This is a genomic window from Belnapia rosea (genome assembly GCF_900101615.1).
Lineage (GTDB): Bacteria > Pseudomonadota > Alphaproteobacteria > Acetobacterales > Acetobacteraceae > Belnapia > Belnapia rosea.
This window is the reverse complement of sequence record NZ_FMZX01000010.1, coordinates 73,355-98,370: the sequence shown is the minus strand read 5'-3', so window position 1 is coordinate 98,370 and position 25,016 is coordinate 73,355. Positions and strand designations below refer to the sequence as shown.

The following is a 25,016-nucleotide window of genomic DNA, read 5'->3' as shown; positions in this document are numbered from 1 at the left end:
CGGGCCCGCGTGGCTTACTGACATTTCAGGGTAGTGTCCTGCCCGTGAAGCCCGTGGATCTACCCACGGGCTTCACGGACGAGCAGGCCACTGGAAACAATGGCTAGTGGCCTGAGATCGAGATCCAGCGGATTTCGAGATCAGGACAATAGGGGAGAAGGCCAGTCTATGCCCGAAGCGCCGATGCCGCTGGCGACGGAGAGGCCCGACCGGGCGGTGGACTACTCGCCCCCCGTCGGCGATGAGGTGAAGACCACCACCTGCTACATGTGCGCCTGCCGCTGCGGCATCCGCGTCCACCTCAAGGACGGCCGCATCCGCTATATCGAGGGCAACCCGGACCACCCGGTCAACAAGGGCGTGCTCTGCGGCAAGGGCAGCGCCGGCATCATGACGCAGTACTCGCCCGCCCGGCTGCGCGCACCGCTGAAGCGCGTCGGCCCGCGCGGCTCCGGCGAGTTCGCCGAGATCTCCTGGGAGGAGGCGCTCGAGACCGCCACCGGCTGGCTGCGCCATGTCCGCGCCACCGATCCGCGCGGGCTCGCCTTCTTCACCGGCCGCGACCAGTCGCAGAGCCTGACGGGCTTCTGGGCCGCGCAATTCGGCACGCCGAATTTCGCCGCGCATGGCGGCTTCTGCTCGGTGAACATGGCGGCCGCCGGCCTCTACTCCATCGGCGGCAGCTTCTGGGAATTCGGCGAGCCGGACTGGGACCGCGCCAAGTACTTCCTGATGTTCGGCGTGGCCGAGGACCATGACAGCAACCCGATCAAGATGGGCCTCGCCAAGCTGAAGGGCAGGGGGGCGAGGTTCGTCTCCATCAACCCGGTCCGCACCGGCTACTCCGCCATCGCCGACGAGTGGGTCGGCCTCCGCCCCGGCACCGACGGGCTCTTCGCGCTCGCTATCGCGCATGAGCTGCTGCGCACCGACAACATCGACCTCGACTTCCTCGCCCGCTACACCAACGCCTCCTGGCTCGTCATCCGCAACCCGGGCGGCGAGGATGACGGCCTCTTCGCCCGCGACGAGAACGGCAAGCCGCTCGCCTGGGACCGCGAGCGCGGCGCCATCGACGCCTCGCTGGTGGACCTCTCCGCCGTCATGGCCGGCGAGTTCACCCTGCCCGATGGCCGTCGCGCGCAGCCCGTCTTCCACCTCCTGGCCGAGCGCTACCTCGCCCCCGAATACGCGCCCGAGGCTGTGGCCGAGCGTTGCGGCATCGACGCCGCGCGCATCCGCCGCATCGCCGCCGAGATCGCGGATGTCGCCTTCAACCAGGCGATCACCCTCGACCAGCCCTGGACCGATGTCTGGGGCCGCCGGCACGAGACGATGACGGGCCGCCCCGTCGCCTTCCACGCCATGCGGGGCATCTCCGCGCACAGCAACGGCTTCCACAGCTGCCGCGCGCTGCACCTGCTGCAGATGCTGCTCGGCGCCGTCGATACCCCCGGCTCCTGGCGCTACAAGTCACCCTTCCCGCGGCCGATCCCGCCCGGCCCTGGCCCCGCCGGCCGCGGCGCGAAGCCGAACACGCCGCTCGCCGGCAACATCCTCTCCTTCCCGCACGGGCCGGATGACCTGCTGGTCGATGACGCGGGCAACCCGCTGCGCATCGACAAGGCCTTCTCCTGGGACGCGCCGCTCGCCCTGCACGGGATGATGCACACCGTCATCGGCAATGCCGGCCTGGGCGACCCGTACAAGATCGACACGCTCTTCATGTTCATGGCCAACATGGCCTGGAACAGCGCGATGAACCCCGGCGAGGTCATCCGCATCCTCACCGAGACGCAGGCGGATGGCAGCTACACCATCCCCCATGTCATCTACTCGGACGCCTATTTCTCCGAGACCGTGCCCTATGCCGACCTGATCCTGCCCGACACCACCTATCTCGAGCGCTGGGACTGCATCTCCATCCTCGACCGGCCGATCGGCAGCGCCCATGGCGCGGGCGATGCCATCCGCCAGCCGGTGATCAAGCCCGACCGCGACGTGCGCCCCTTCCAGGATGTGCTGATCGAGCTCGGCGCCCGCCTCGGCCTGCCCGCCTTCACCAGGCCGGACGGCACGGCGAAGTTCAAGGACTACCCCGACTACATCGTGAACCATGAGCGCATGCCCGGCGTCGGCCCGCTCGCCGGCTTCCGCGGCACGGATGGCAGCAAGAAGGGCGTCGGCGAGCCCAACCCCGACCAACTCCAGCGCTACATCGAGAATGGCTGTTTCTGGCGCGACCACCTGCCGCCGGAGCAGGGCTACTACAAGCACGCCAACAAGGCCTATCTCGAGCAGTCGAAGGCCATGGGGCTGATGGGCAAGTCGGACCAGATCGTCATGCAGATCTGGTCGGAGCCCCTGCAGAAATTCCGCCTCGCCGCCGAGGGCCATGGCGCGAAGCAGCCCCCCGACCGCCTCCGCGAGCGCATCCGCACCTATTGCGACCCGTTGCCCATCTGGTACCCGGCACTGGAGCATGAGGGCCAGGACCTGAACCGCTTCGACCTCTCCGCCATCACCCAGCGGCCGATGGCGATGTACCATTCCTGGGGCTCGATGAATGCCTGGCTGCGGCAGATCCTCGGCGCCAACAAGCTCTACATGGCCCGCAGCCGCGGCACCGCGCTCGGCCTCGCCCAGGATGACTGGGTCTGGGTCGAGAGCCGCGCCGGCCGCCTCAAATGCCAGGTCTCGCTGATGGAGGGCGTGAACCCCGACACGGTCTGGACCTGGAACGCCATCGGCAAGCGCGCCGGCGCCTGGAACCTGGAGGAGGGCAGCCCGGAATCGACCCGCGGCTTCCTGCTCAACCACGTCATCAGCGAGTGGCTGCCGGCCCAGGGCGGCTTCCGCCAGTCCAACGCCGACCCGGTCACCGGCCAGGCCGCCTGGTACGACCTCCGCGTCTCGGTGACGAAATGCGCCCCGGGCGAGGAGGGCATCACCAGCCCGCACCCGGACGCGCCCGCCCTGCCGCCGCATATGCCGGCCCGCCCCGACATCCTCCGCTATTCGACGAAGGCAACCCCGTGACCTGCCTGCCCGAGATCACCCCAGGCCAGAAGCAGCTTGGCCTCGTCATCGACCTCGACACCTGCGTCGGCTGCCAGGCCTGCGCGACGAACTGCAAGGAGTGGAACGCCTCCGGCCATAGCGGCCCGCTGCCGGACCTGAAGCCCTATTCGGCCGGTGCCGAGGGCGTCTGGTTCAACCGCGTCCACAGCTACGAGGCAGGCGAGGGGGAGGCGGGCCGCACCGTCCACTTCCCCCGCTCCTGCCTGCATTGCGAGACGCCGGATTGCGTCACCGTCTGCCCGACCGGCGCCTCCTACAAGCGCATCGAGGACGGCATCGTCCTCATCGACCACGACATCTGCATCGGCTGCGGCCTCTGCGCCTGGGCCTGCCCCTATGGCGCGCGCGAGATGGACGAGGACGAGGGGGTGATGAAGAAATGCACCCTCTGCATCGACCGCATCTACAACGAGACCATCCCCGAGGCGCAGCGCCAGCCCGCCTGCGTGCTGACCTGCCCGACCAGCGCCCGCCATTTCGGCGACCTGGGCGACCCGGAGAGCAAGGTCAGCAAGCTCGTCGCCGAGCGCGGCGGCCAGCCGCTGATGCCGGAGCTCGGCTACAAGCCGGTCAACAGCTACCTGCCGCCGCGCAACCGCAGCAGCGCCGCGGCGCAGCCCGAGGAAGCCTCGCCGACGCCGATGGACATCAAGAACCCGCTGCTGCGCTGGATGGACAAGGTGCTCACCCGGTGAATCCCGCCCCCTCCATCGTCTTCTTCACCACCGCCTCAGGCGCGGGCTACGGCCTGCTCTTCTGGCTCGGCCTGCTGCGCCCGCTGGGGCTGGTCGCGATGAGCCCCATGGCGGCGCTGGTCGCGCTGGTGCTGGCGCTGGTGCTGATCACCGCTGGCCTGCTCTCCTCGACGCTGCATCTCGGCAACCCGAAGCGTGCCTGGCGGGCCGTCTCGCAATGGCGCTCCTCCTGGCTGTCGCGCGAGGGCGTGGCGGCGATCCTCACCTACATCCCAGCGCTGCTGCTCGGCCTCGGCCTCTGGGTCGATGCGCCGGCACTCGCCCTCATCGCCGGGCTGCTCGCGGCCGCCGGCGCCTTCGCCACCGTCTATTGCACGGGGATGATCTACGCCTCGCTGAAGCCCATCCGGCAATGGCACCACCCGCTGGTCGTCCCCGGCTACCTGGCGCTATCGGCCTTCAGCGGCGCCGTGCTGCTGGCGATGCTGGCCGCCTTCTCCGGCAGCGGCGCGGTGCCGGCGCTGCTCGCCATCCTCACCGGTGCTGCCGCGCTGCTGCTGAAGCGCGCCTACTGGCAGGCGATCGACACGGCCCCGCCCATAGCCACCATCGAGAGCGCGACGACGCTCGGCTTCATCGGCAAGACCCGCCCGCTCGATCCGCCGCATACCGAGCAGAACTACCTGCTGCGGGAGATGGGCTTCCGCATCGCCCGCAAGCACGCCACGAAGCTGCGCCTCATCGCCCAGCTCGGCGGCTTCGCCCTGCCGGCGCTGCTGGCGCTGCTGGCGCTGCTGGCCGGCGGCACCGCGGCCGCCCTGGCGCTGACCCTCGGCGCCATCCTTGCCCTGGCCGGGCTGCTGGTGGAGCGCTGGCTGATGTTCGCCGAGGCCACGCATACGGTGACGCTGTACTACCGGGGGAGCTGAGCCTCACCCGGCGGTCTCGCCGATCATCCGGCGGAAGCGCAGCAGGGCGAAGGCGAAGAGGGCCGCCGCGATCGCCAGCAGCGCGGCGAATTGTGGCCAGACCACAGGGAGGCCCGCGCCCCGGTACAGGATGGCCTGGGCCAGTGCGACGAAATGCGTCGTCGGCGCCAGCTGCATCACCCATTGCACGCCCGCCGGCATGCTCTCGAAGGGCGTCATCCCGCCCGAGAGCATCATCAGCGGCAGCAGGATGAGGATCAGCAGCAGGCCGAATTGCGGCATGGACCGGGTGACGGTGCCGAGCACGATGCCAAGGGAGGTGGTGGCGAGCAGGTGCAGCGCCGCACCCGCCAGGAAGAGCGGCACAGAGCCGCCGACCGGCACCGCCAGCAGCCCCTGCACCACCAGGAACAGCGAGGCGGTGGCGGCGGCGAAGACCACCAGCCCCATCGCCCAGATCTTGCCGATCATGATCTCGAAGGGCGTGACCGGCATGACGAGCAGGTGCTCGATCGTGCCATGCTCGCGCTCGCGGATCAGCGCCGCGCCGGTCAGCACGATGGACAGCATGGTGATGTTGTTGATCAGCTGGATGATGGCGCCGAACCAGCTCTTCTCCAGCTGCGGATTGAAGCGGGCGCGCAGCACGAGATCGACCGGCGGCACCTCCCCGCCGCGATAGCGCTGCGCGAAGGCCTGCACCTCCTGCATCACCATGGTCTGGACATAGCCGCTGCCGGAGAAGGCCTGGGTCATCCGCGTCGCATCCACGTTGAGCTGGATGGCGGGGTTGCGGCCGGCGAGGAGGTCGCGCTGGAAATTGGGCGGGATGTCGAGGGCGAAGGTGTCGAGGCCCGCATCCATCCGCGCATCCATCTGCGCCTGGGTGATCATCACCGGCGGCAGGAAGGTGGGCGGGTAGAAGGCGGCGGCGATCCGTGCCGAGAGCGGCGAGCGGTCCTCGTCCACGATGGCGATGGTGGCGCGGTTCACGGCGGAGGGCATGGCGGCCGCGCCGGTATAGATGGCAAGGGTGAAGGCATGGCCGATCAGCACCAGCATGATCGGGTCGCGCAGCAGGCTGCGCAGCTCCTTCACCCCGAGATGCAGCGCATTGGCGAGGGTCGCGGGCAGGCGCATCCTCACCGCTCCTGCTTGCGGAGCAGCAGGGTGCTGAGGCCGAGCAGCACCACCACGGAGATCGCCAGGGGCAGGAAGGCCGGTTGCAGCTCGGCGAAGCCAAGCGCCTTGGAGAAGGTGCCGCGCGCGACGGTGACGTAGAAGGCGGTGGGGAAGACCTGCCCGATGAGCGCCCCGGCACCCTCCAGCGAGGAAACCGGGTCGATCACGCCGGAGAATTGCATCGCCGGCAGGATGGTGAGGATGGCTGTCCCGAAGACCGCGGCGATCTGGCTGCGCATGAAGCTCGAGATCAGCAGCCCGATCGCCGTCGACGCCCCGACATAGAGGAAGGTCGCGGCGGCGAGCGCCGGGAAGCTGCCGGTGAGCGGCACGCCGAACAGGGTGACGGCCAGCAGCACGAGCAGCAGGAAATTCACCATCGCCAGCGCGACATAGGGGATCTGCTTGCCAAGGAGGAATTCCAGCCGGGTAACGGGGCTGACATAGAGGTTGACGATCGACCCCAGCTCCTTCTCCCGCACCACGCTGAGCGCGGTGAGGATGGCCGGGATCAGCATCAGCAGCATGGGGATGATGGCCGGCACCATGGCGACCAGGCTGCGGATGCCCGGATTGTAGCGGAAGCGCGTCTCGACCGTGGCGAGGCTCGCCGTGCCGTTGCGGCCCGGCGCCTCGGCCGCCTTCACCTGCAGCCAGTGCTGGTGGATGCCCTGCACATAGCCGCGCACCGTCTCGCCCCGTGCCGGCATGGCCCCGTCGATCCAGGCGCCGACCTGCACCGGCCGGCCGCGCGCGATGTCGCGGGCGAAGCCGGAGGGGATCTCGACCGCCAGGCTCAATTGGCCGGCGCGCATGCGGCGGTCGAGATCCGCATAGTCGAGGATCGGTGCCCTCTCCCGGAAATAGGGCGAGCCGGCGAGGTGGAGCGCGTAATTCTGGCTTGTCACGGTCTGGTCGCGGTCGAGCACGGCGAAGGAGAGGTTCTCCACATCCATGTTGATGCCGTAGCCCATGACGAGCATCAGCAGGATGCTGCCGAGCAGCGCGAGGGTGGCGCGCACCGGGTCCCGCTGCAGCTCCAGCGCCTCGCGCCGGGAATAGCTCAGCAGCCGCCGCAGATCGAAGCGCCGGTGCCGGGCGGGCATGGCGGGCCCGGTGGGGGGAGGGACCGCGGCAGGCCCGGGCAGGGCGGCGGGCGCCCCGCCCTTGGCCGCCGCCTCCTCGAGATAGCCGATGAAGGCCTCCTCCAGCGTCGCCGCCCCGCGATCGGCGCGGATCCGCTCCGGCGTGTCGCTGACCAGCACGCGCCCGGCATGCATGAGCGAGATGCGGTCGCAGCGCTGCGCCTCGTTCATGAAATGGGTGGAGATGAAGATCGTCACCCGGTCCTCGCGCGACAGCGCGACGATGCTGCGCCAGAAGGCATCGCGCGCCACCGGATCGACGCCCGAGGTGGGTTCGTCGAGGATCAGCATCTCCGGCCGGTGGATCATGGCGACCGCGAGCGACAGGCGCTGGCGCTGGCCGAGCGGCAGGGCATCCGGCAGGGCATCGAGGATCGCGCTCAACTCGAAGCGCTCGGCCATGTCCCGCACGCGGCCCGGGATCTCGGCCGGCGGCAGCCGGAACAGGCGGGCATGCAGCTCGAGATTCTGTCGGACGGTCAGCTCCGCATAGAGCGAGAAATTCTGCGACATGTAGCCGACCCGGCGGCGCGTCTCCATGTTCCGCGGGTCGACCGCCTCGCCGAACAGCCGGGCCTCGCCCTCGGTGGCGGGCAGCAACCCGGTCAGCATCTTCATCGTCGTCGTCTTGCCGCAGCCATTGGAGCCGAGGAAGCCGAAGATCTCGCCACGCGGGATGCGGAAGCTCACCTGGTCGACGGCGGTGAAGCCGCCGAAGCGCATGGTGAGGCCGCGCGCCTCGATCGCCGCCGCATCCTCGCCCGCATCGCGGCGCGGCGGCACGGTGACGGGCTGGTGGCCCGCCCGCGCCGCCTCCGGCAGCAGGCGGATGAAGGCCGTCTCCAGGCTCTCGCTGCCGGTGCGCTCCAGCAGCGCCCGCGGCGCGCCGGCATCGAGCACGCGGCCGGCATGCATCGCTGCCAGCCAGTCGAAGCCTGCCGCCTCCTCCATATAGGCGGTGGCGACCAGCACGCTCATGCCCGGCCGGCCGGCGCGGATGCCGCCGATCAGGTCCCAGAACTGCCGGCGCGAGAGCGGGTCCACGCCGGTGGTCGGCTCGTCGAGGATCAGCAGGTCCGGGTCGTGGATGAGCGAGCAGCAGAGGCTGAGCTTCTGCTTCATGCCGCCGGAGAGCTTGCCGGCCGGCCGGTCGAGGAAGGGGGCGAGGCCGGTGCTCTCGGTCAGCAGCGCGATGCGCCGGCGCCGCGCCGCGCGGTCATGCCCGAAGAGCCGGCCGAAGAAGTCGATGTTCTCGGCCACCGACAGGGTCGGGTAGAGGTTCCGCCCGAGCCCCTGGGGCATATAGGCGATGCGCGGCCCCGCCACCTCGCGGTGGCGCGCCGCGGCCATGTCGCCGCCGAGCGCCGTCACCCGCCCCGCCTGCACCGCGCGGGCGCCCGCGATCAGCGACAGCACGCTCGACTTGCCGACGCCGTCCGGCCCGATCAGCCCGGCCATGCAGCCGCCGGGGATGTCGAGCGAGACGGCATCGAGGGCAATGCGCCGGCCGTAGCGGAGGCTCACCCCCTCCAGCCGCGCAACGGGTGCCCCCATCGGCTCGCCCATCGGCCCACCGGCAGCGGCCAGGCTCATTGCGGCACCCGGACCTGCAGGGAGTCGGGCCAGGCCGCCCCGGGGTCCGTCCGCACATAGGCCATGCCGGGCAGCCCGGTCTTCACGTCGCGGATGTGCCGGCGCAGCAGCTCCGGGCTGATCCGCGCCCGGATGCGGAACATCAGCTTCTGTCGCTCCTCGGCGGTCTCCACCGTCTTCGGCGTGAACTGCGCCACATCGGCGACGAAGGAGGCTGCGGCCGGGATGACGAACTGCGGCACGGCATCCAGCACCAGCCGCACCTCCGTCCCCATGCGGACGCGGCCGGCGGATTCCGTCGGCAGGAAGAAGGTCATGTAGACGTCGCCGAGATCGACGAGGTTCAGCACCCGCCCCCCGGCCTGCACCACCTCACCCGGCTGCGCCACGCGGTACTGCACCCGCCCCTCCCGCGGCGAGCGCAGCGTGCTGTCGTCGATATCCACCTGGATGCGCTCGATCGAGGCGCGGACCGCCTCGACCTCGGATTCGGCGCCGACCACCTGGGAGCGGGCGGCGCTGATCGCCGCCTCCGCCCCGGCGATCTGCGCCCGCGCCGCGTTAATGGCGGCCTGGCCGCCCTGGAAGGCCGCGCGGTCGTCATCCAGCCGCTGCTGCGGCGCCGCACCGCGCGGGGCGAGTTCCAGCGAGCGGTCCAGCCGGTGCCGGGTGGCGTCCAACTCGGCCTCCCGCTGGGCGAGCAGGGCCTGGGCGGTCGCCCGCTCGGCCTCGCGCTGGGTGACCAGGCTCCGCGCCGTCTCGATGGCGATCTGCGCACGCCGCAGCTGGGCCTCCGCCTCGCGCCGCTGCGCCTGCAGCACATCGGTGTTCATGACGGCGAGCACCTGGCCGACCTGGACGAAATCGCCCTCGTTCACGCGGATCTCGGCGATGCGGCCGGCGGTCTTCGCCGCCACGTCGATCTCCACCGCCTCGATGCGGCCATTGCCGCTGGCGATGCCGGCGGGAAGCCCCGCGGGGCGCAGGGCCTGCCAGGCCAGGTAGCCGCCGCCGGCCAGCGCCAGCACGAGGATGGCGATGAGGAACCGCTTCAGTGCCCTGACTCCATCATGGTGGCGCCGAGGTCTATAGACCAACCGGTCGGTCGATCTTGATCCCGATCAAGCAGGTGGATCAATCTGGGAGACGGCCGTCGCCGAGCTTTCCCCAGCCGATCTCCCCAGCCGGCCATCGCCCAGGATGGAGCCTTGGACAACCAGACCCGATCGCGCCGGACCCGGGCCCTCGTGCTGGAGGCGGCGCTGGCCGTCATCCAGCGGGACGGGCCCGGCCGCCTGACCCTCGATGCGGTCGCCCGTGAAAGCGGGCTGAGCAAGGGCGGCCTGATGCACCAGTTCCGCACCAAGGAGGCGGTGGTGCGCGCCCTGCTCGACCATCAGATCGCGTATTTCGAGGCCTTCGGGCGCGACCTCCTGCTGGAGGCCGGAGCCGATATGCCGGAGCCCAGGCTCGCCGCCGAGATCGCCACGGCCCGCGAGACGGCCGGCATGCGGCGCCCGGTCGCCCTCGCCATCCTGGGCGCCTCGGCCAGCGACCCGGCCCTGCTCTCCGCCGTGCGCGACAAGGCGGCGCAGAAGCTCGAGACCCTGCGTGCCGAGGCGGCGGACCCGGATCTCGCCACGATCCGCTGGCTGGCGGCGCGCGGCCTCGCCCTCTCGGTCCTGCTCGGCATCTGCCCCATGGCCCCCGAGGAGCGGGAGCGGCTGTTCGCGCGCCTGCTCGACCCGGGCCGCTGGCAGGCCCCGCCCGCCCCGTGACGCCGGGCCGGGCTCGGCGTCAGGCCCAGCGTCCCTCCCGCCGCAGCACCTCGACGACATGGCGGGCGACCATCCCCTCCTCATCCGTCGGGATGACATGGACGGGCAGCCGGCTGCCATCGGCGCTGATGCGCGGCGCATGGGCCGCGTTCCGCGCCTCGTCCAGCACGACGCCGAGCCAGGCGCAGCGCGCCGCGATCATGGCGCGGACCGGCGCGGCATTCTCGCCGACCCCGGCGGTGAAGACGATGCCGTCCAGCCCGCCCATCGCCGCCGCCAGGGCGCCGAAGGCCTGCGCCGTGCGGTCGGCGAAGTAGTCGAGGGCGAGGCGCGCGCCCGGCGCCGGGCTGGCCAGCAGCTCCCGCACATCCGCGCTGATGCCGGACAGGCCAAGCAGCCCGCACCGGTGGTAGAGCAGGTGCTCGATCGCCGCCGCACCCATCCCGTCCCGGCAGAGATGCAGCACCACCCCGGCATCGAGCTGCCCGGGCCGCGTGCCCATCGGCAGCCCGTCGAGCGCGCTGAAGCCCATGGTGCTCTGCACGCTGCGGCCATCGACCATGGCGCAGGCCGAGCAGCCGGAGCCGAGATGGGCGACGATGACGCGCCCCCGCGCGATCTCCGGCGCCACCTCCGGCAGCCGCCCCGCGATGTACTCGTAGGACAGGCCATGGAAGCCGTAGCGGCGGATGCCCCGGGCATGCAGCGCCTCCGGGATGGCGAAGCGCCGCGCGAGGTCCGGCATGGTGGCGTGGAAGGCGGTGTCGAAGCAGGCCACCTGCGGCAGCTCCGGCCGCCGCCGCAGGATGGAGCGGATCGGCGCCAGGTTGTGCGGCTGGTGCAGCGGCGCGAGCGGCGACAGCGCCTCGAGCGCCGCCAGCACGGCGGCATCGGCGAGCACCGGGGCGGTGTAGTCCGCACCGCCATGCACCACGCGATGGCCGATGGCATCCGGCGGCCCGCCCATCGCGCCCACCAGCCAGCCGCCGATGGCCGCCTGGGCCTCCTCCACCTCATCGGCCTCCTCGGGACGGAAGCCGCGATCCTCCAGCACCGCGCCCGCGCCGTCCCAGGCCAGCAGGCGCGGACGCGCCGAGCCGATGCCCTCCAGCCGGCCCTTGAAGCGCCGCGTCAGCCGCCCCTCCGCCGTGGCGTCGTAGAGCTGGAACTTGATGCTCGAGCTGCCGGCATTGAGCACGAGGATGGTGCGCCCCGTCACGGCCTCGGCTCCGTGCCCTGCACCATCGCGCCGCCGGCCCGGGCGGCGAGGTGGCGGGCATAGAGCGCGGCGACGGCGCAGGAGGCGAGGCGCGTGCGCTGGCTGTCGGCCCGGCTGGTCAGGATGATCGGCACCCGCGCCCCGAGGACGATCCCGGCGGCATCCGCCCCGGCGAGGAAGGTGAGGTTCTTCGCCAGCATGTTCCCCGCCTCCAGATCCGGCACGACAAGCACCTGCGCCCGGCCGGCGACCGGCGAGACGATGCCCTTGATCGCCGCGGCCTCCGGGCTGATCGCGTTGTCCATGGCCAGCGGCCCGTCCAGCACGCCGCCCTCGATCTGCCCGCGATCGGCCATCTTGCAGAGCGCGGCCGCCTCGATCGTGCCGGGGATCTTCGGGTTGACCGTCTCCACGGCGGAGAGGATGGCGACGCGCGGCGGGCCGAGCCCGAGGCCGCGATGCAGGTCGATCGCGTTGCGGATGATGTCGGCCTTGGTCGCCAGGTCGGGCGCGATGTTGACCGCCGCATCGGTGATGAACAGCGGCTCCGGGTAGCGCGGCACGTCCATGATGAAGACATGGCTGATGCGCCGCTCGGTGCGCAGCCCCTCCTCCTTGGCGACGACGGCGGACATGAGCTCGTCGGTATGCAGGCTGCCCTTCATCAGCAGCGCGGCGCGGCCCTCCCGCACCAGCGCCACGGCCCGGGCCGCGGACGCATGGCTGTGCGGCGTATCGACGATCTCATGCCCCGCCAGGTCGAGCCCGGCCTGCGCGGCGACCGCCGCGATCCGCGCCCGGGGGCCGACCAGGATGGGCTGCAGCAGCCCCTGCTCCGCCGCCTCCAGCGCGGCGCCCAGCGACGCCGCGTCGCAGGGATGGGCGACGGCGCAGGCGATCAGCGCACCGCCGGCGGCGCGGGCGATCAGGCGGTCATAGGTCGGACGGTGGCCGGCCGGGCCGGCCGCCATGTTCACCGCATTCGGCTCGGTGCCGCTCATGACGGGGCGCCCTGCCGTGCGCGGCGCCGGGGTGGCGCCGCCCGCACCGCCGAGCGGATGAGGCGCCCGATCCGCTCCAGCCGCTCCTGCCCCGCCGGGCTCAGCGGGCCGGCCGCCAGGGCGATCGCGGTGAGGGCGGCCAGCCCCTCCTCCACCGCCGCGGGGGTGGCACCCCGCAGCATCCGCGGCAGGGCCGCCAGCGCCGCCTCCTCATCCAGCGTGAGCAGCAGCAATTCCCGCCGCAGCATCGCCTTGAACTCGGCCAGCGACAGGTCGAGGCCATGCGAGGCATGGACCCGGCGCAGCATGTCGAAGGACCGCTGGTCCGCCACGCGCTCCTGCAGGCTGACATACATCAGCCCGCGCAGCATCGCCTCCCGCAGCCCACCCTCCGCGACGCTGGCGCGGATCTCGGCCACCCGGCGCCCGACCAGGGCGATCTGCTCAGGGTCCCGGCCGGGCCGCTGCCGTGGCGGCGCCTCCCGAGCCCCGAGGCCGAGCAGGGATTGCAGCAGCGGGTTGCCATAGACCGTGAGGAACACGCCCTCCGTCAGCAGGTCCCGCGCATCGCGCCAGGCATCGAGGCCACGCTCCATGGCCCCGGAGACGGCCGTCTCGATGGCGAGGAAGGGGTTGCCGGGCGGGACGGGCCGGCGGTTCTCCCGCACCGCCGCGGCCAGCGGGGCGACCGCCGCCATGGCCGGGTTCGCATCGGAGAAGCTCTCGTAGCGCAGCCGCAGCGGATGCATCCGGCGGCCCCATTCCGCCGCCTCCGGGGTCACCGCGGCGCGGATCCAGGGCTGGGCGAATTGCCGGTAGAGGCCGAGATTCACCTCGGACAGCCGCGCCACCGCGGCGAAGCGGCGGTCATCCTCCGGCCGCGGCTGCACGATGGCGCGCAGGTCGTCCATCCCGCGGGCCAGGAAGCGCATGCGATAGGGCAGCCCGTCCGGCCCCGGCTCATCCTCCGCCAGGATCTCCGCCTCGTAGAGGCCGGGCGGCAGCAGGTCGATGAAGTCGATGTTGGAGGCGAATTCCAGGTGCTCCTTCCGGGCCACCTGGCCGGAGACGAAGATGCCGAGATGGCCGATGCTGTCATGCAGCGCATAGACGATGGTCTGCTCGCGGGCGCGGATATCGTCGACGCTGCCATAGAGGTCGAGGATCCAGCCGAGCGCCTGGGGCGGCGGCGTGATGTTGTCGCCGCGCGAGCAGAAGACGATGATCGGCCCGCGGATGTTGCGCAGGTCGATCCGCCGGCCGTCGCGCGTCGTCATCTCGGCGTTGGAGAGGCGGTTGCCGACGAAGAGGTCGTCGGTGATCTGCTGCATCTCCCCGGCATTCAGCAGGACATAGCCGCCCCAGTATTTCTCGAATCCGAGATAGCGCGGCGCCTCCGTGTCCACCTTGCTGTAGACGGTAAAGGCCTTGGTCCAGAGCGTGTTGGCCGGGTTCAGGCTCTCGAAATTCTGCACCAGCCAGGCGCCGTCGAAAAACCCATGGCCGATATCGCCCGCCCAGGCGGTGAGCCAGGTGCCGCCCAGCATGCCGCCGGCATAGCGCATCGGGTTCATGCCCCGCCAGCCGGCCCAGTAGGAGAGGGGGGTGCCGGCGAGGAGGATCGGCCCGAACAGCTCCGGCCGCGTCGCCGCCCCCATGGCGACCTGCCAGCCCGCCTGGCAATTGCCGATCACCACCGGCAGGCCCTCCGCCTCGGGATGCAGGCCGGCCACATGCCCGACGAAGCTGGCCTCCGCCTGCATCACGTCCTCGACCGTCTGCCCCGGCTCGGGGCGCGGCAGGAAGCCGATGAAGTAGCAGGGGTGGCCGCCGCGCAGGGCGACGCCCACCTCGCTGTCCGGCTTGAAGCCGCCGATGCCCGGCCCGTGCCCGGCGCGCGGGTCGACGATGACGAAGGGCCGCCTGCGCCGGTCGGCCGGCATCCCCGCCGGCGGCAGGATGCGCGAGAGGGTGTAGTTGACGGGCCGTGGCAGGTCCCGCCCATCCATCACCGGCTCGGCGGTGAAGCCGAGGACGCTCGGCGCCGTCTCCGCCAGATGCGCGCGGTACTGGTTGCCGCGCTGGCGCAGCACGTCGAGGAAGAGGATCTGCCGCTGCCAGCAATCGAGCAGGTAGTCGGTGGCCGCCTGCCAGGGCGCCCGGGGAAGGCCGCCGGCGCCGGGGAGGGGATCGAGCATGGGGTGGGCCCTTTGGGTCAGGCGGGGCGTCAGGCCGGCTGTGGCCCGGATGCCGGGGCGGCCCAGGGGACGCTTGGCAGCGCGGTAATGTCCGGGACAGCGGCGGAACCTGGCATCCTGGTTCTCCTGCGGGTGGCCGGCTGGCGCCCGGGCGGCATCCTAATGCCTCGCCCGTCCCGCTGGCAGGGGGAGGGCGGGCTGATTCGCGCTGCAAAATAAAAACGACCGGTCGGCTCGTAAGCGCGCCCTCACTAGCACGCCGCTTGCATGCCACCCGTCAGGTCCGCCACGCTGCGGATCAGGGACGGCATAAGGGAGACGGATGATGCGACGCAGCGCGCGATGGGCCATCGCGGCCATGGCCATGGTGGCTCCCATCGGGGCCATGCCGGCGAAAGCCGCCGACATCACCATCGCGGTGGGCGGTGCCTTCACCTCGATGGATCCGCATTTCTTCGACCTCTCGCCGAACCATGCCCTTACCTGGCATGTCTTCGACCGGCTGGTGCATCCGGATGCCGACCAGCGCCCGACACCGGGCCTCGCCACCTCCTGGCGCGTCATCGACGAGCGGACCTGGGAGTTCAAGCTGCGCGAGGGCGTCCGCTGGCAGGACGGCACGCCCTTCACCGCGGACGACGTGGTTTACACCTTCCAGCGCGCGCCCAACGTGCCGAACAGCCCGACCTCCATGGGCCAGTACATCCGCCCGGTGACGCGGCTCGAGGTGGTCGACGCCCATACCATCCGCATGCACACGGCCGAGCCGGTGCCGCTGATCCCGCAGATGATGGGCAGTTTCTCCATCATCGGCCGCAAGCAGGGCGAGGGGATGAGCACCGCCGACTACAACAGCGGCAAGGCGGCGGTCGGCACCGGCCCCTACCGCCTCGTCTCGCTGGCGCTCGGCGACCGCGCCGTCTTCGCCCGCAACCCGCTCTACTGGGGCCCGGCCCAGCCCTGGGAGCGCGTCACCTACCGGATGATCACCAATGACAGCGCCCGCGTCGCCGCGCTGCAATCGGGCGATGTGGACGCGATCGACACCGTGCCGACGCGGGACGTGTCGCGCATCTCGCGCGATGCGCGCCTCACCGTCGCCTCGCGCCCCGGCCTCCGGCTGATCTACCTCTATGTCGATGCCAACCGCCCCGTCTCGCCGCATGTGACGGACCGGGACGGCAAGCCGCTGCCCGGCAACCCGCTGCGCGACGTGCGGGTGCGCCAGGCGCTCTCCGTCGCCATCAACCGCGAGGGCATCCAGCGCCAGATCATGGAGGGCTACTCGAAGCCCACCGGCCAGGCGATGCCCGAGGGCGGCATGGGCTACGATCCCTCCATCGCCGTCCCGGCCTATGAGCCGGACCGCGCCCGGCGCCTGCTGGCCGAGGCCGGCTACCCGGAGGGCTTCAACATCACCCTGCACGGGCCGAACGACCGCTACGTGAACGACGACGCGATCGCCCAGGCCATCGCCCAGATGTGGGCCCGCATCGGCGTCCGCACCTCGGTCGCCACCAGCCCGGCCAGCGTCTTCTTCACCGCCGGCGGCGTGCGCGACGAGCACAGCATCTCGCTGACCGGCTGGAGCACCTCGACCGGCGAGCCCGACACGCATCTCTCGCTGATGCTGGCGACGCCGGAGCCCGAGCGCGGCCGCGGCACCCGCATCAGGCCGAGCCACTACAGCAACCCGTCGCTCGACCGGCTGGTGGACCGGGCGCTGACGACGATCGACCAGGAGGCCCGCGAGAAGCTCTATTTCGAGGCGATCCGCATCGGCTTCCAGCAGGAGCTGGCCGTGATCCCGATCCATCACCAGGTGAACATCTGGGCGATGCGCAAGGGCATCGCCTACAGCGCCCAGCTCTCCGAGCAGACCCGGGCGATGGAATTCGCCCCCGCCCGGTAGGCGGCCGCAGGAGCGGGGCCCCGCGCCGGCACCCGCTCCTGCCCTATTTCAGCAGGCTCAGCCCGTCGAGCAGCCCGCGCAGCGCCGCCAGCCCGGCCCCGGCCGCCTCGGCATGCACCGGCCGCCCTTCGGCCTGGCCCCGGGCCGTGCCGAAGCCCACCCGGTCCTGCGCCAGCTCGGCCGGAGAGAGCCGGCCATCGCCATCATAATCCAGCCCGTCCACCACCAGCCGGGCGGCGAGCTGCCCGGCGAGCGCCCCGGCGGCGAGCGCCCCGGCGAGCTTCTCCTCCGTCACCCCCTCCTGCACCGCCAGCAGCCAGGCCATGCCGCGCGCCAGCCGGGCGAGTTCGGCCGCGCTCAGCCGGCCATCGCCCGAGACATCGGCCTGCGCCATCACCGCGCCGAGGCAGGCCGCCGTCCCGCCCCCGCCGCAGTCGGCCTCCAGATGCTCGACCGCCGCCATCACCGCGACACCCTCGCCATGCAGCGCGGCGACGGCCGGCGGCACCACGGCGCAGCGATGCCACCGGCCAACCGGCGCCTCGCCCGGCAGCCGGTCGTCCCGCGCCTTGGCCTCCGGCTCGGCCGTCTCCAATGCCTCGCCGGCGGGGCGCAGCATCAGGCGCGGCGCCTCGGGGCCGCGCCCGCTGCCGATGATCCAGCCCCCGGCCTCGCGCATCGTGGCGAAGCGCAGCAGCCGCCCCGCCGCCTCGCGCGGCACGCGCGCCGCGGCCCGCGGGGTGAGCTGCAGCATCGCATCCGGCCGGGCGCAATCGCCCCGGAACCAGGCACCCTGCAGCGCCTCCGGCACCGCTGCCGGTTGCGCCGCGGCGAGGCCCGGCGCCAGCAGGCCGAGCAGCAGGAGAAGGCACCTCATTGCAGCACCACCTCCCGCCCGGCGCAGAGATCGGTGTCGGGCAGCGCCAGCTCCCGCCCGTTGCGGAAGACGGCGACGAGATCCGCCAGGCACTGCTCCGGTCCCTCGGGCGGGGCGAAGTCCATCACCTCCCCGGCGCCGAGCACGGTCCGCCCCAGCCGGTCCGCGCCGCGCTTGTTGCCCGGCGGGTCGGCATAGAGCTCGACCACCGGCAGGCCGGCGGCATTGCGCAGCCGGATGCTGCCCGGCTGCGGCCCGCGCGGCTCGGCGGCCGGCGCCACCAGCGGGTCTATCGTCCAGCCCGGCCGCAGGGCGATGGTGCCGAGGGCGCAGATATCGATGTCGCGCCGCTCCTCCGCCGCATCGGTGTCGAAGACGATGCGGAGATCCGCCTGGCAGCCGCCCTGCAGCGTCACCGCCTGCCGCGCGCCGGGCGCGATCACCGCATCGCCCAGCACGTCCTCGCCCCAGTCGTCGGCATCGGCCGGGGAGAGGAAGGCCTGCTGCACGGTGCGGCTGAAGCCGTTGACCAGCGTCACCCGCCGCCCGCCGCTGTCGCTCACCACCGGCAGGCCGAAGCTCGCCGCTCCGCTGGCGCAGAGGTCGAGCCCGCGCTGCACCTCCTCGCGGCTGTCCTCATAGACCGCGCGCAGGTCGAAGGCGCAGCCGCGCCCGCGCAGGCGGAGGCGGAACTCGCCGCGCGCCGGGACCACCTCCGCCCCCAGCCGGTCGGCGCCCCAGCCCTCGCTGCCGGCCGGGCGGGCATAGAGCTCCCGCAGCGTCCGCCGGCCGCGGTTGCTCACCGTCGCCTCGCGCAGCGGCTGGTCCGGGTCGCCGAAGGCAAGGCGCGGGCTGCGGCAAAGGTCCTGCCGCTCGCGGATCTCCGCCTCGTCATCGTCATAGACGGCGCGGATGTCGAAGCTGCAGGCCGTGGTGCCGCGCAGGCGCAGGCGGAAGCTCTCGCCCACGGCGACGGTGGCGCTGCCCAGCCGGTCGGCGCCCCAGTCCCGCGCCCGGCCGGGCCGGCTGCCGGCGGGCGCCAGATAGAGCTCGCGCAGCACCCGGTCGGAGCCGTTCACCACCTCCACCGCGCGCCGCGGCCCGGTCTCGGCGAAGGCGACGCGCGGGTTGCGGCAGGCATCGAAGCGCCGCCGCATCTCCTCGCCGCCCTCGAAAACGGCACGCGCCTCGAAGCCGCACTCCCGCACCCGGCCGAGCGGCACGCGCAGCATGGCCCGCGGCGGCAGCACGCCGCTGCCCAGGCGGTCCGGCCCATCCCCCGCGCCGGGGCGGAAGACGTAGAGCTCCTGCAGGATGCCGTCGGTGTCGTTGGCAATGACGGCCTCGCGCGCCGGTGCCTGCTGGGCCCGGGCCGCGCCGGCGAAGGCGGGGGCGAGGGCCAGGAACGCCAGGAGGAAGGGCCGCATCGGGACTCCAGGATCGGTTCGGCCGGACGATGCCGCTCCACCACCCCTGGTTGCAAGTCCGATCGGGCCATGCTGCTTGCCCCTTCGCCCTTGCATGCGATGATGCGCGACTGAACAGGAAGCGGCGGACCCGGCAAGCGCATGCGCCTCACCCACCCCGATATCCGCCCCACCGCCGCCCCCATCCGCATCACCTTCGACGGCCAGGCGATCGAGGCCCTGCCGGGCGAGACCATCGCCGCCACCCTCTCCGCCGCTGGCATCCTCGCCTATCGCGAGACGCCCTCCGGCGCGCCGCGCGGCCTCTATTGCGGCATGGGCGCCTGCTTCGACTGCCTGGTGACGGTGGATGGCAAGGCGGGCCAGCGCGCCTGCCTGACCAAGGTGCAGGATGGCATGGCGGTGGGCAGCGCCGCGCCCGTCTCGCCCGCCCCCCTCGCCGCCGCGCCCGGGGCCATCCCGGAGCGCGACTGCGACGTGCTGGTGGTCGGCGCCGGCCCGGCCGGCCTCGCCGCCGCCGAGGCCGCCGCCGCGGCCGGCGCCCGCGTCCTGGTGCTCGACGAGCGCGGCGATGCGGGCGGGCAGTATCTCAAGCCGCTCGCCGCCAGCCATGCCCATGCCGCGCCCGATGCGCAGTTCCGCCGGGGCGATGCGCTGCGCGCCGCGGCCCGCGCCGTCGGGGCCGGGATCCTCACCGGCGCCACCGTCTGGGGCGGCTTCGCCCCGGACGAAATCGGCGCCCTGGTGGAGGGCGCCGCCACCACCTTCCGCCCCCGCCGCCTCATCCTCGCCGCCGGCGCGCATGAGCGCCCGGTGCCCGTCCCCGGCTGGACCCTGCCCGGCGTCATGACCACCGGGGCGATGCAGACCCTGGCGCGGGCCAACCGCGTCTCCCCCGGCCGCCGCATCGTCATCGCCGGCAACGGCCCGCTGAACCTCCAGCTCGCCTGCGAGCTGCTCGATGGCGGCGCCGAGGTGGCGGCGGTCGCCGAGGCGGCGCCCCGGCCCGGCTTCGCCGCCTGGCGCGACGCGCTCGGCATCCTGCGCGCCTCGCCCGACCTCGCCTGGGACGGGCTGCGCTACCTCCAGCGCCTCCGCCGGGCCGGCGTGCCGGTGCTCTGGGGCACGAGGATTCTCGGCTGCGAGGGGAGGGGGCGCTTCGCCGCCCTCCGCCTGATGACGCCCGCGGGCGAGCGCCGCATCGAGGCCGAGGCCTGCGCCCTCAACATGGGCTTCCAGCCGGAGACCGGCCTCGCCCGGGCGCTGGGCGCCGAGCACCGCTTCGCCGGCGAGCGGCTGGAGACGGTGACGGCGGAGGACGGCCGCACCTCGCTGCCCCAGGTCTTCGCGGTCGGCGACGGCGCGGCGATCGGCGGCGCCCGCATCGCGCTCGCCCGTGGCCGGCTGGCCGGGCTGGCGGCGGCGGCGGATCTCGGCCTTGCCGTGCCCGACGCGGCGCCGGCCCGCACCGCGCTCCGCCGGGCGCTCGACTTCCAGGCCGGGCTCTGGCGCCTCTTCGCCGCCCCGCCCCTCGACATCGCCGCCATCCCGGACGAGACCATCCTCTGCCGCTGCGAGGAGGTCACCGCCGGGCGGCTGCGTGCCGAGCAGGCCGCCGGGATTCGCTCGCTGGCCGGGCTGAAGAAGGCGACACGGGCGGGGATGGGCCGCTGCCAGGGGCGGATGTGCTCGGCCTCCGTCGCCCGGCTCTGCGGCGTGGCGGAGGAGGCCGGCTTCGCCGCCCCGCGCGCCCCGGTGAAGCCCGTCCCCGCCGCCGCCCTCATGCTGGAGCTGCCCGAGGGCGGCGACTGGCCGACCTTCCCGCTGCCCCACTACAACCAGTGGAACACGCGTCCGGTGGCGCCGCTGGCCGAGAGCTGCGACGTGCTGGTCATCGGCGGCGGCGCGCTCGGCCTCTCCACGGCCTACTACCTCGCCCGCGAGGGCGCCGATGTGCTGCTGGCCGAGCGCGGCGAGGCGGGCATGGCCGCCAGCACCGCCAATGCCGGCAGCCTCCATGTGCAGCTCCTCACCTACGACTTCGATGGCGAGCAGGAGACCGGCCCCTCGCTCGACCGCCTGCCGCTTGGCCCGCGCAGCATCGCCCTCTGGCGCGAGATCGCCGCCGAGGCGGGGGAGGGGCTTGGCATCCGCACCGAAGGCGGCCTGATGCTGGCCGAGACGGAGGCGCAATTCCGCTGGCTCCGCGCCAAGGTCGCGGCGGAGCGGGCGCGGGGGATCGAGAGCCACCTGCTCGGCGCCAATGAGCTGCGCAGCCTCGCCCCCTATCTGGGCCAGGACTTCATCGGCGCCGGCTTCGCCCCGGGGGAGGGGCAGATCGACCCGCTGCGCGGCACCCTCACGCTGCGCCGCCTCGCCGCCCGGTCCGGTGCCCGGCTGCGCGAGGGGGTTGAGGTGCAGGCCATCGCCCGTGCGGGGGGCGGCTTCGCGGTGGCGACGCCGGGCGGCACCATCCGCGCCGGGCGGGTGGTGAATTGTGCCGGGGCCTATGCCGGGCGCATCGCCGGCATGCTCGGCGTCACCCTGCCCGTGGTCGGCTCCGTCCAGCAGGTGATCGCGACCGAAGGCGTGGCGCCCGTCATGCGCCACCTCGTCGCCCATGCCGGCCGCCACCTCTCGCTGAAGCAGGGCGATGGCGGACATGTGCTGGTCGGCGGCGGCTGGCCGGGGGTGCTCGACGCGCATGGCGCCCCGCGCAACCTGCGCCGCTCGATCGAGGGCAATCTCTGGGTCGCCGGCCGCGTCCTGCCCGGCCTCGCCGGCATGCAGGCCATCCGCGCCTGGACCGGCCTCGCGGTGGAGGTGGACCGTGCCCCCCTGCTGGGCGAGGTGCCTGGCACGCCTGGCCTCTTCCATGCCGTCACCAGCAACGGCTACACCCTGGCCCCCATCGCCGGGCGGATGACGGCGGATGCCGTGCTGGGCCGCGCGTCCGTCCCGCCGGAGTTCACCCTGGCGCGATTTGATTGAGTAGCGAACTCAGGGAAACAGATGAGGGGCTCGAGGAGAATACCTTCTCCCCGGCTGTCCTTTTTAAGGGAGTTTGGACGGATGCAACTCGGCATGGTCGGCCTCGGCCGCATGGGCGGCAACATCGTGCGGCGGCTGCTCCGCGCCGGCCATGACTGCGTGGCCTTCGACCGCGACCCCGCCCCCGGCGCCGCCCTGGCACAGGAGGGCGCCCGCGCCGTGGACAGCCTCGAGGCCATGGTCGCCGCCCTCGCCGCCCCCCGCACCATCTGGATCATGCTGCCCAACGGCGCCCCGACCGAGGCGGCGATCGACAGCCTCGCCGCCCTCCTCTCGCCCGGGGACGTGCTGATCGATGGCGGCAATTCCATGTGGAAGGACAGCGTCCGCCGCGGCACCGCGCTGCGGGCGAAGGGGCTGCATTTCCTCGATATCGGCACCTCGGGCGGCGTCTGGGGGCTTGAGCGCGGCTATTCCATGATGATCGGCGGCGAGGACGAGATCGTCCGCCGGCTCGACCCCATCCTCGCCGCCCTCGCCCCCGGCAAGGCCGCCGCGCCGCCGACGCCGGGCTATGCCGGCGACCCGCGGCCGGAGCAGGGCTATGTCCATGCCGGGCCGAACGGTGCCGGCCACTTCACCAAGATGATTCACAACGGCATCGAATATGGCATGATGCAGGCCTTCGCCGAGGGCCTCGACATCCTCCACCACGCCGACAGCGCCGCCCTCCCCGAGGACCAGCGCTTCACCCTCAACCTCGCCGAGATCACCGAGGCCTGGCGGCGCGGCAGCGTCGTCGCCTCCTGGCTGCTCGACCTCACCGCCCAGGCGCTGGCCGGCGACCCGGCGCTGGAGGGCTTCTCCGGCCATGTCTCCGACAGCGGCGAGGGGCGCTGGACGGTCCAGGCCGCGGTCGAGACCGCCGTCGCCGCCCCCGTCCTCTCCGCCGCCCTCTATGCCCGCTTCACCAGCCGCGACGAGGACCGCTTCAGCGGCAAGGTCCTCTCCGCCCAGCGCAAGGGCTTCGGCGGCCATCTCGAGTCACCCAAGAAATGAGCCACCTCGTCCTGGTGATGGGCGTCTCCGGCGCCGGCAAGAGCACCGTCGGCAGCCTGCTGGCCAGCCGTCTCGGCGTGCCCTTCGCCGATGCCGACAACTTCCACCCGCCCGCCAACATCGCCAAGATGAGCCGGGGCGAGCCCCTGACCGACGAGGATCGCTGGCCCTGGCTCGACGCCATCGGCGCCTGGCTGGACGCGCATGCCCCGGCCGGCGGCGTCGCCACCTGCTCGGCGCTGAAGCAGGTCTACCGCGACCGCCTCCTCGCCGGCCGCCCGGCAGTGCGCCTGCTGCATCTCTCGGGCAACCCGGCGCTGATCGGCGCCCGCCAGGCTGCGCGGCCGGACCACTTCATGCCGCCGAGCCTGATGGCCAGCCAATTCGCCACGCTGGAGCCGCCCGCGCCCGGCGACCGCACCATCGTCCTCTCGGTCGAGCCGCTGCCCGAGGACATCGTGGAGGCCGCGCTGGCAGCGCTGCGCTGATGCAGGAGCAGAGCCTCGACGCCTGTTTCGAGGCCATCCGGTCCCGCCTCGCCGCCGGGGAGCCGGCGGGCAATGTGGAGGTGCTCGCCGCGGCCTGCCTGCTCAGCATGACGGCGGGACCCCGCCAGGCCGCGCTCTGGGAGGTCTTCACCGCCGCCGCCCTGACCGTCCTGCGGGACGGGGCCGCCCTCAACATCGCCGATGGGCCGGTGGAGGCCGTGGCCGCCTTCCTCGCCTCCACCCCCTTCGGGGAGATCGCCCAGCTTCGCCGCATGGACCCGCATGTCTGGGGCGTGCGCCTGCATGCGGTGCGGCGGGACGGGTGCTGGCTGGTCCTGCATGGCCGGTTCGACAGCCTGTATTTCGCCATCGGCGCGGGCACCGGGCGGCATGCCGCCGCTGGCCGCAGCCGCGATCCGGCCATGGCGGAGCGGGAGATGAGGGTGGCCCTCGCCGATATCGCCGCCGGCTTCCATGCCACCGCCAATGGCACGCCGCCGCTTCGCTTCCTCCTCGCCAATGGCCGGCCGGTCGACCAGTCCATCGTCCTTGCCCGGCTCGACCGGCTGCTCGGGGAGGTGGAGGTCGCCCCCGGCCTCGGCATCCGCCAGGACCCGGGGACGGCCTTCATCGACCCGCTTCTGCTGCCTGCCATCGCCGCCCGGCCGGATGTCGCATTCGAGCCGGGCCGGACGCTCCGCGCCGCCGCCATGGCGGAAGGCAGCTCGGTGGCGGAGGCGCTCTACATGCCGGATAGCGGCTGGCCGGAGCAGAACCTGGCCGCCCGCCGCCTGCGCGACCGGCTGCTGGCGGCCAGCCAGCCCGTGCCGCCGGACCCAGGGGAACTCCGCCTCTTCGTCTCGCTCGATTTCGAGAAACGGGTCTGGGTCGAGCAGGAGGAGGGCTTCCTTGCCCTGTTCCAGGCGCTCCGCCCGCGCGCGCCGCGCATCACCGTCTTCCTCAACGGCATGACCGGCATGGTGGGCGCGCAGGCGCCGGAGGCGCTGGCCACGGCCTTCCCCGCAATCGCCGGGCGGGAGAGGGCGGTGATGGCGCGCTGGCAGGCCGCCATGGGCGAGGGCTTCGCCCTGCACTTCCTCAACGGCCTCGACATCGCCAGCAAGGTGGCGGCCATCCGTAGCTGCGACGCCTTCGCCGCGCCAGGGGGCACCGCCGCCTTCATCGCCACCCTGGCCGGCCTGCCCGGCATCTTCTGGAGCCACCCGGCGCTGCACGGCCACTTCGCCAGCCAGCATCGCATCTTCGCCGATGCCCGCCAGATCGGCCAGGAGACGATCCGCCCGGCGCCCGAGGCCGAGGGCGTCCACCGCTATGACTGGGGCGGCGCCGGCAACCTCTCCTACGCCATGGCGCCCGCGGATTTCCTGGCCGAGGCCATGGCGCATCTCGGCCCCATCCTTGATGCCAGGGCCGGCTGAAC

At 72.7% G+C, this 25,016-nt stretch carries 17 protein-coding genes; 9 read left to right on the top strand and 8 right to left on the bottom strand.

Features of this window, described 5'->3' with window-relative positions:
* The first annotated feature begins 168 nt into the window (after positions 1–168).
* Genes BLR02_RS16820 through BLR02_RS16810 form a run of 3 tightly spaced genes read left to right on the top strand, consistent with a single transcriptional unit; the run spans position 169 to position 4,705 of the window.
* Positions 169–3,039 carry a molybdopterin oxidoreductase family protein gene (locus BLR02_RS16820; RefSeq protein ID WP_245704827.1) on the top strand — a complete coding sequence of 957 codons (2,871 nt, stop codon included), beginning with the start codon at positions 169–171 and terminating at the stop codon, positions 3,037–3,039.
* On the top strand, positions 3,036–3,776 hold the full coding sequence (locus tag BLR02_RS16815) for a 4Fe-4S dicluster domain-containing protein (protein ID WP_090561180.1): 741 nt from the start codon (positions 3,036–3,038) through the stop codon (positions 3,774–3,776). Before BLR02_RS16820 ends, BLR02_RS16815 begins: the two co-directional genes overlap by 4 nt.
* The gene (locus BLR02_RS16810) at positions 3,773–4,705 is read left to right on the top strand and encodes a dimethyl sulfoxide reductase anchor subunit family protein (RefSeq protein WP_090663994.1); all 933 of its coding nucleotides are present in this window, start codon (positions 3,773–3,775) and stop codon (positions 4,703–4,705) included. Before BLR02_RS16815 ends, BLR02_RS16810 begins: the two co-directional genes overlap by 4 nt.
* 3 nt (positions 4,706–4,708) lie before the next feature.
* Here BLR02_RS16810 and BLR02_RS16805 read toward each other — a convergent pair whose 3' ends face one another.
* From BLR02_RS16805 to BLR02_RS16795, 3 genes are read right to left on the bottom strand one after another with little or no spacing between them, the layout of a single operon-like run.
* Entirely contained in the window at positions 4,709–5,845 is a 1,137-nt protein-coding gene (locus tag BLR02_RS16805; protein ID WP_090663993.1) for an ABC transporter permease, read from the bottom strand.
* A gap of 2 nt (positions 5,846–5,847) precedes the next feature.
* Positions 5,848–8,625 (bottom strand): ribosome-associated ATPase/putative transporter RbbA, encoded by a 2,778-nt coding sequence (rbbA, locus tag BLR02_RS16800; RefSeq protein ID WP_281201075.1) that lies wholly within the window; start codon positions 8,623–8,625, stop codon positions 5,848–5,850.
* Positions 8,622–9,722 carry an HlyD family secretion protein gene (locus BLR02_RS16795; protein ID WP_090663991.1) on the bottom strand — a complete coding sequence of 367 codons (1,101 nt, stop codon included), beginning with the start codon at positions 9,720–9,722 and terminating at the stop codon, positions 8,622–8,624. The genes rbbA and BLR02_RS16795 overlap by 4 nt, the downstream gene beginning before the upstream one ends.
* A 111-nt stretch (positions 9,723–9,833) precedes the next feature.
* Between BLR02_RS16795 and BLR02_RS16790 the strand changes: the two genes are divergently transcribed.
* The gene (locus BLR02_RS16790; protein WP_090663990.1) at positions 9,834–10,403 is read left to right on the top strand and encodes a TetR/AcrR family transcriptional regulator; all 570 of its coding nucleotides are present in this window, start codon (positions 9,834–9,836) and stop codon (positions 10,401–10,403) included.
* A 19-nt stretch (positions 10,404–10,422) separates the two neighbouring features.
* Here BLR02_RS16790 and BLR02_RS16785 read toward each other — a convergent pair whose 3' ends face one another.
* From BLR02_RS16785 to BLR02_RS16775, 3 genes are read right to left on the bottom strand one after another with little or no spacing between them, the layout of a single operon-like run.
* Positions 10,423–11,622: an acetate/propionate family kinase gene (locus BLR02_RS16785; RefSeq protein ID WP_090663989.1), complete on the bottom strand. Its 1,200-nt coding sequence runs from the start codon at positions 11,620–11,622 to the stop codon at positions 10,423–10,425.
* A complete protein-coding gene (locus tag BLR02_RS16780) occupies positions 11,619–12,623 on the bottom strand; it encodes a phosphate acetyltransferase (protein ID WP_218127974.1) in 1,005 nt (334 codons plus the stop codon). The genes BLR02_RS16785 and BLR02_RS16780 overlap by 4 nt, the downstream gene beginning before the upstream one ends.
* The gene (locus tag BLR02_RS16775) at positions 12,620–14,821 is read right to left on the bottom strand and encodes a DUF3141 domain-containing protein (protein WP_090663988.1); all 2,202 of its coding nucleotides are present in this window, start codon (positions 14,819–14,821) and stop codon (positions 12,620–12,622) included. The genes BLR02_RS16780 and BLR02_RS16775 overlap by 4 nt, the downstream gene beginning before the upstream one ends.
* A gap of 385 nt (positions 14,822–15,206) precedes the next feature.
* On the opposite strand from BLR02_RS16775, the gene BLR02_RS16770 reads away from it, so the two are divergent.
* On the top strand, positions 15,207–16,733 hold the full coding sequence (locus tag BLR02_RS16770; RefSeq protein WP_245704826.1) for an ABC transporter substrate-binding protein: 1,527 nt from the start codon (positions 15,207–15,209) through the stop codon (positions 16,731–16,733).
* A gap of 43 nt (positions 16,734–16,776) precedes the next feature.
* Here the strand turns inward: BLR02_RS16770 and BLR02_RS16765 are convergent, their stop codons facing one another.
* Together BLR02_RS16765 and BLR02_RS16760 are read right to left on the bottom strand one after the other, a co-directional pair.
* Positions 16,777–17,610, bottom strand: a complete 834-nt coding sequence (locus tag BLR02_RS16765) for an EF-hand domain-containing protein (protein WP_090663986.1) — start codon at positions 17,608–17,610, stop codon at positions 16,777–16,779.
* A complete protein-coding gene (locus BLR02_RS16760) occupies positions 17,607–19,037 on the bottom strand; it encodes a hypothetical protein (protein ID WP_090663985.1) in 1,431 nt (476 codons plus the stop codon). Before BLR02_RS16760 ends, BLR02_RS16765 begins: the two co-directional genes overlap by 4 nt.
* 141 nt (positions 19,038–19,178) lie before the next feature.
* Here BLR02_RS16760 and BLR02_RS16755 point away from each other — a divergent pair, with 141 nt between their 5' ends.
* The 4 genes from BLR02_RS16755 (at position 19,179) to BLR02_RS16740 (ending at position 25,014) form a co-directional block, all read left to right on the top strand.
* Entirely contained in the window at positions 19,179–22,028 is a 2,850-nt protein-coding gene (locus tag BLR02_RS16755; protein WP_090663984.1) for an FAD-dependent oxidoreductase, read from the top strand.
* An 81-nt stretch (positions 22,029–22,109) separates the two neighbouring features.
* Positions 22,110–23,087 (top strand): phosphogluconate dehydrogenase (NAD(+)-dependent, decarboxylating), encoded by a 978-nt coding sequence (gene gnd / locus BLR02_RS16750; RefSeq protein WP_090663983.1) that lies wholly within the window; start codon positions 22,110–22,112, stop codon positions 23,085–23,087.
* Entirely contained in the window at positions 23,084–23,575 is a 492-nt protein-coding gene (locus BLR02_RS16745; RefSeq protein ID WP_090561192.1) for a gluconokinase, read from the top strand. The genes gnd and BLR02_RS16745 overlap by 4 nt, the downstream gene beginning before the upstream one ends.
* Entirely contained in the window at positions 23,575–25,014 is a 1,440-nt protein-coding gene (locus BLR02_RS16740; protein WP_090663982.1) for a hypothetical protein, read from the top strand. Before BLR02_RS16745 ends, BLR02_RS16740 begins: the two co-directional genes overlap by 1 nt.
* Positions 25,015–25,016: the final 2 nt, after the last annotated feature.